Raw genomic sequence first — 3888 nt, forward strand, 5'->3', positions numbered from 1 at the left:
GCCTCGGGCGTGGGGTTTCCACGGCGGCGGGCGATGCGCACCACCTGGAGCACCTCGCCGGGACGCACCGCGCCGGTGGCCAGCACCGCGACGAGGTACAGCACGGCCTCCACGGTGATGCGCGGCCACGGGTTCAGGAAGGCCAGCAGCGTCTGGTCCAGCGCGACGATGGCCGCGCAGATGGCGGCCGTCTTGGCCATCATGGACAGCAGGCGCGCGTCGAAGGCCGCCTTGCCCATGCGGCCCAGCAGGCTGATGGTGACGCAGATTTCCATGAGCAGCATGGCCAGCGCCGTGCCCGCCGCGCCGCCGCCGTTGCCCAGCGCCGACAGCATCAGCGGAACCAGCGCCAGGTTGAGGAGGGGAATCAGCACCACGCTGCCAATCACGCTGGTGATGGTCACCCACCACTCGCGGTTCGTCATGGTCAGCCACAGGCCCGCGTTCATCGTCACGAAGGCCAGCACGAACAGCGGCGACATCAGCCGCAGCGGCATGGCGGACTCGGAGAACGCGCCGCCCATCAGCCCCACCCAGAGCGGGGCGCCCAGGACGATGAGCATCATCATGGGCACGGTGACTGCCAGCGTGCCCTCCAGCGAGCGGCGCGTCAGGTTCGTCAGCTCCGCCTCGGAGCGCTCGGCCGCGCGCGACGCCAGCGGCATCAGCACCCAGCCGAACACCGGGTTGAGGAAGAACGTCAGGCCCGCGATGTTCCACGCCGCGCCGTACCAGCCCACCTCTTCGTGGCTGGAGACCATGCCCAGAATCATCACGTCCAGGCGCCCGTTGGCCGCCAGCGCCGCGCCGGTGATGAAGAAGGGCAGGCTGGCCTTGAGCACCTTCAGCGTGGCCGGCACGTCCACCTTGAAGGTGAGGCCCATGTGCTCGCGGGCCAGGTACCAGCCCACGGCCAGCTTCACCGCCTCCGACGCCACCAGCGGCGCCGCCAGCCACGGCAGCGGCAGGCCCGCCACGGCGACGGCCAGCAGGCCTCCGCCCCACACCAGCTTGGTGACGATGTTGGAGACGGACAGCCCCGCCACCTTGCCCTTGGCGTGCAGCAGCGCGGCCACGGAGGCGTTGATGATGATGAGCGACTGGGCCAGCGCGAAGGCGTAGACGAGCTGGCGCACCTCGGGCGGCTCGTCGAAGTGGGCCATCACCAGCGCCATGGCGCCCATCAGCACCGCGGTGAGGCCCAGCCGCAACAGCAGCGTGCTGCCGAAGAAGTCGCTGGCGTGCTCGGGCCGGCGCGACACCTCCTTGCGGATGTACATCTCCAGGCCCAGGTGGGTGGCGATGAAGAAGACGGCGGAGAAGCTGTCGGCGTAGTTGAAGCGCCCGAAGCTCTCCGGCCCCAGGTGGGCCGGCAGCAGGAAGCGCACGCCCATGGCGATGGCGTACGTGATGAGCAGCGAGCCGCCGAGCTGCAGCCCGTTGCGCACCGCGCCCATCGCCTCATGCGAGCGCTCGCGCTCGCCCGCGTCCTGCGAAATGGAAGGGCTGGGACTGTTCACGGTGGGAGCGTGCGGCCCCGGCGCCGGCCAGGACTGCCCGGGTGCATAGAAAACGAGCGGGGGCGGCACGTCAATGCCGCCCCCGCAAAGGTTGGGTCGCCTGGAGGCTCGCTAGCTGGCGCCGCGGCCCGTGAGCACCACCGGCACCGTCTGCAGCAGCAGGCGCAGGTCGCTCGTCAGGCTCCAGTGGTCGATGTACTGCATGTCCAGGTACATCCACTCCTCGAAGGAGATCTGGTTCCGTCCTGACACCTGCCAGATGCAGGTGAGTCCCGGACGCACCGACAGGCGGCGGCGCTGCCACGCCTCGTACTTGGCGACCTCGGTGGGCACCGGCGGGCGCGGCCCGACGATGCTCATCTCCCCGCGCAGCACGTTGATGAACTGGGGCAGCTCATCAATGGAGAACTTGCGGATGAAGCGGCCGATGCCGGTGATGCGCGGGTCGTGCTTCATCTTGAAGACGGGGCCCGTCTGCTCGTTGTGCGCGGCCAGCTTCTCCTTCAGCTCCTCCGCGTTCACCACCATGGAGCGGAACTTCAGCATGTAGAAGGGCTTGCCGTTCTGCCCCACGCGCAGCTGCTTGAAGAAGATGGGCCCCTTGGAGGTGAACTTCACCGCCAGCGCCACCACGCCCAGCAGTGGCAGGAGCGCCCACAGCGCCGCCGCGGACACGCAGATGTCGAACAAGCGCTTCATCGCCATCTGGTGCGGCTTGGGGCTCACCGCCGCGAAGTGCAGGAAGCCGTCCGCCACCGCGCGGCGCTCCACCGGGCGGGCGCGGTCCAGGCGGAAGCTGTGCGCGGGCAGCGCGAAGGGCACGCCGAAGCGCTCGGCCAGCTTGATGGCCGCCTGCATGGATTCGCCCTGCTTCAGCGTGTTGCCGGCGATGTACACCTCATCCACCGCGGTGTTGCGGAGGATGCGCTCCAGGTCGTCCACCGACCCGATGACGGGGCCCGGCAGCTCCCCCGTGGAGCCGTTGTCGTCGTGGAAGCGCACGTAGCCCAGAATCTGCCGGCGGCCGCGGTGGGCCAGGTCCTCGCCGGTGTAGCGGCCCATGGCGCCCGTGCCCACGATGAGCACCGCGTCCATGGGGCGCTCCTGCGAGGCCACCGGGCGGAAGACGCACAGGCGCAACAGCAGCGTCACCGGCCAGAAGATGAACAGCAGCGGGCCCACCACCGGCGCCGTCACCACCGTGGGCAGCGCCACGCTGCCCAGCGTCAGCACCGTCACCACCGCCAGCGTCGTCACCGACACCAGCGCCACGTGGTCCAGCTTGCTGCGCTCGGCGAAGCGCGAGTCGTACAGGCACAGCGCGGTGCCCGTCACAATCCACACCATCCACGCCGCCAGCACCAGCCCCGACACCTTCCAGCCGGACTCCGCCGACAGCTGCCCGCTCAGCCACGCCGAGCCCACGAGCACCGACGACAGCAGCATGAGGTCCACCGTGAGGTTCAGCTTCGCCGCGAACCCCGGGGCCAGCTTGGGCGGCCCCTGCACCTCTTCAATTGCTGGTCCCTGAGCGTTGGCCGACCCAGGAACACCGACCACCGCCGCACTTGCCGTTGCGCCGCTCATCGTGTCCACCCCCCTCTGCTGCCCACTTTCGTGCGGTTGAAGCAGAGGTCGCCGTTGAGGCTAGAAATGTTTAAGTCGGAAGGAAACCAGTTTTGCCCGATATTACGGCGCGTTGCAACCCCTGCTGCGTCAGTAAGACGTGACAGCGGGTGAAATCTTATGACGGCCCTACCGAGGTTCGAGCGCACCGAGCGTCACCAACACCTTGTGTTTCACCGCGGCTTCCCGCGGGTTTCCTACGTCACGGTTTCTTTGCATTTACAATGCCGGTCTGACGTGAAGGCACGGATGCTGCCAGGCGCCGGGGAGTTTCGGGAAGGGCACCAGGAGTTTCAAGAGGTTACACCTGCAGCAGGCGTTCGGGCGCGGTGTAGACGTTGAAGCGCCCGTTCCGGACGAACGTGGCCAGCGTCATTCCAGAACGCAGGGCCAGGTCCACCGCGAGGGAGCTGGCGGCGGAGACGCCCGCGACGATGGGTATCCGGGCCATGGCGGCTTTCTGGATGAGCTCAAAGCTGACGCGTCCGCTGACGGCGAGCACCGCGGCCTGACGCGTCAGCGGGAGGCGAGGGGCCCGGAGGCCCCGCATGGTGCCGGCCAGCACCAGCGTTCCGACCGCCTTGTCCACGGCGTTGTGGCGGCCCACGTCCTCATGGGCGGCCAGGAGGCGGCCGTCGGCATCGAGCACGGCGGCGGCGTGGACGCCTCCGGTGCGGGCGAAGTTGCGCTGCACGTCGCGCAGGCGCTCGGTGGCGCGGGCCACGGCGTCGGGGTGGAGGAC

Annotated in this window: 3 protein-coding genes; all 3 read right to left on the reverse strand. The window is 69.0% G+C overall.

Translation table 11 applies throughout. From position 1 onward, the window contains the following. Positions 1–1520: exopolysaccharide biosynthesis flippase (wzx, locus tag G4D87_RS34785; protein ID WP_163786970.1), on the reverse strand; the 1520-nt coding region annotated here is incomplete at its 3' end. A gap of 111 nt (positions 1521–1631) precedes the next feature. Next, the gene (gene epsZ / locus G4D87_RS34790) at positions 1632–3116 is read right to left on the reverse strand and encodes an exopolysaccharide biosynthesis polyisoprenyl-phosphate hexose-1-phosphate transferase EpsZ (RefSeq protein WP_163786971.1); all 1485 of its coding nucleotides are present in this window, start codon (positions 3114–3116) and stop codon (positions 1632–1634) included. A gap of 331 nt (positions 3117–3447) precedes the next feature. After that, positions 3448–3888 (reverse strand): formate dehydrogenase accessory sulfurtransferase FdhD (locus G4D87_RS34795; protein WP_205507837.1); only part of this gene is annotated, 441 nt, incomplete at its 5' end.

The organism is Myxococcus vastator, from assembly GCF_010894475.1.
GTDB lineage: Bacteria > Myxococcota > Myxococcia > Myxococcales > Myxococcaceae > Myxococcus > Myxococcus vastator.